A 2,394-nucleotide genomic window follows, 5' to 3' on the forward strand; every position below is an offset into this window, starting at 1 on the left:
GCTTCAGGTCGCGCTTCTTGGTGAGGATCTCCATCATCAGCTTGAAGGCGTAGCCGGAGGTGGCAGGCGGCGAGCCGGCCGAGACGCCCTTGAGCCCCATGCCCTGCATCTTCGGATCGGCCAGGCCGAGGCGGAAGCCGTCAGAGTTCTCGCCGGTCATCGGCACGAGCTTGTTGCCCTTGTCAAGCTGCGCCTGGATCGCGCCGTATTCGCCAGCCTGGGCCCAGATGCCGTCGACGTCCGGATGTGCGGCGAGCGCCTTGGCCGTCTCCTGCTGCGTGGTGCGGTCATCCCAGTAGGAATAGTATTCGGCGACCACCTTGATGCCGGGATACTGGCTGAAGATGTGCATTGCGCCGTCGGTGTGGCGTTTGTCGACCGAGTTGCCCGGAACGCCGCGGCTGAGGAAGATATTGCCCTTGCCACCAAGGATATTGACCAGCGCCTGGGCGGTGTTCTCGCCAAAGCCGGCGGTGATGTAGCTGACGTTGTAGGCGCAGGGCTCGGTTACCGTGGCGTCGTACATGAAGAACAGCACGCCTTTCTGGCAGCCGCGATGTATGGTGCGGTTCAACGCCGTCGACGAGATCGGGAAGCTGATGATGCCGTCGGCGCCATCCTGGATCATGCTTTCATAGGCCGAGATCTGCGCCTGCGGATCGGTGCCGGAAATCACCTCCTTCAGTTCCACCGTCTTGTCGTAGGGCGGCGTCTGCGCCAGCGCCTTGACAATGTTCGCGGCCTCCGACTGCCACGAGTTGCCGCTATAGCTCAGCGACAGATAAACCTTGAGCTTCTTGTCCTGCGCGTCGGCCTGGTCGACGACCGTCCCGACGCTCACAGCTGTGGCAAGCGTCAGCGACGCGGCCAGACCTAGTGTTTTTAATAGCTTCATTTGCATCAACCTCCCTTTGGAATTTGGCCCTTGCGTGCCGGGCCATAGCTTGTGAGAACGTTCTCACAATCGAAAGAAACATTGCAAGCAGGGGCATGGTCATTTCCTGCGCGTCAGCATCCGATTGCCGATGTGGGTCAGGAACTCGCCCCGCAGCACCAGCAGCGCGCCAACGATGATCCCGCCCTCGATGACGGTGCGCCATCCCTCGCTGAGTCCAATGGCGGAGATCATCGTGCCGAGCGTGGTTAGAAGGATTGCGCCGCCGACCGTGCCGATGAAGGTCCCGCTGCCGCCGAGAATCGAGGAGCCGCCGATCACGACGGCGGCGATCGAGGGCAGCATATAGCTGTCGCCCATTCTGAGTGTCGCGCCGTTCGAATAGCCGACGAGCATCATGCCGACGAAACCGGCGCAGGCGGCACTCATTGCATAGGGCACGAGTTCGAGCCGGTTGACGTTGACGCCAGCGATGAGCGCGGCGTCCCTGTTGGTGCCGAGCGCACGGAGCCGGCGTCCGAGCGCTGTGAAATTCTGCAGGAGCCAGCCGAACAGGATAAAGGCGAGTGTGAAGTAGATGATCACCGGCACGCCGAGGAACCACTCCTTCATCAGCCACAGCAGCGCCGATGGCGAGCCGCCGCGCGGCGTGCCGCTGGTATAGCCAAGCGCCACCGAAGCGACGAAGATCGACGTCGCCATCGTCATAATGAATGGCGGCACCTTCAGCCAGACGATGCCGATGCCGCTCACCGCGCCGACGAGCGCGCAGATGACCAGAATGGCCGGCAGCATGTACCAGATGCCGGCGTTGCCCGTGCCGATCCAGGTCGTCGTCAGGACGCCGCCGAGCGTGATGAGGGCAGGGATCGACAGATCCAGTCCGCCGACCAGGATGACAAGCCCTTGCCCGAAGGAAAGGATGATCAGGAAGGACGCAAGGATCAGCACCGTGAGCACCTGGCTCCAGGAGCCGAGCGCCGGGCTGATGAAGCGCGAGCACAACACGAGCACGATGCTCAGCCCGAACACGACAAGCGTGTTCACCGTTTCCCGGTCGAGTTTCTGCCTGCCGCGCTGGTCGGAAGAGGCATCGAAAGGCATCGCTACGTCCTTATGCGCGTTCACTGGACTTCGTCCTTCTTGAGCAGACGCGCCACCGCGTTGCCGAAAACGATCGCAAGCACCAGTACCAAGCCTTGGAAGATACCGGTGTAGAAAGACGAGACCCCGCCCGAGAACAGCACCTTCTGCAAAAGCATGAGCGTGCCGGCACCGAGGATCGATCCGACGAGGCTGCCGCGGCCACCGCTGAGCGGGGTGCCGCCGAGCGCCACAGCGGCAAAGGTAAGCATCAGGAATGGCGTGCCCGCCGTCGGATTGCCGGTCGCGGTCTGAGCGCTCAGCATGAAGCCGGCGACACCGTAGAGCATGCCCGCACCGATGAAGGCGGTGATGCGGACGCCTGAGACAGCCACGCCGGAGAAGCGGGCCGACTG

At 62.8% G+C, this 2,394-nt stretch carries 2 protein-coding genes and 1 pseudogene; all 3 read right to left on the reverse strand.

What is annotated here, in order from left to right:
• On the reverse strand, nt 1-895 hold an 895-nt coding region (locus tag EN925_RS32100; RefSeq protein WP_245487386.1), incomplete at its 3' end, for a sugar ABC transporter substrate-binding protein.
• A gap of 99 nt (nt 896-994) precedes the next feature.
• On the reverse strand, nt 995-2,023 hold the full coding sequence (locus EN925_RS32105; protein WP_127385218.1) for an ABC transporter permease: 1,029 nt from the start codon (nt 2,021-2,023) through the stop codon (nt 995-997).
• Nucleotides 2,020-2,394 (reverse strand): annotated as a pseudogene (locus EN925_RS32110) (ABC transporter permease); the annotation flags it as partial. The gene EN925_RS32105 and the pseudogene EN925_RS32110, both read right to left, overlap by 4 nt.

The organism is Mesorhizobium sp. M7A.F.Ca.US.006.04.2.1 (assembly GCF_004022915.1).
GTDB classification, from domain to species: Bacteria; Pseudomonadota; Alphaproteobacteria; order Rhizobiales; family Rhizobiaceae; genus Mesorhizobium; species Mesorhizobium ciceri.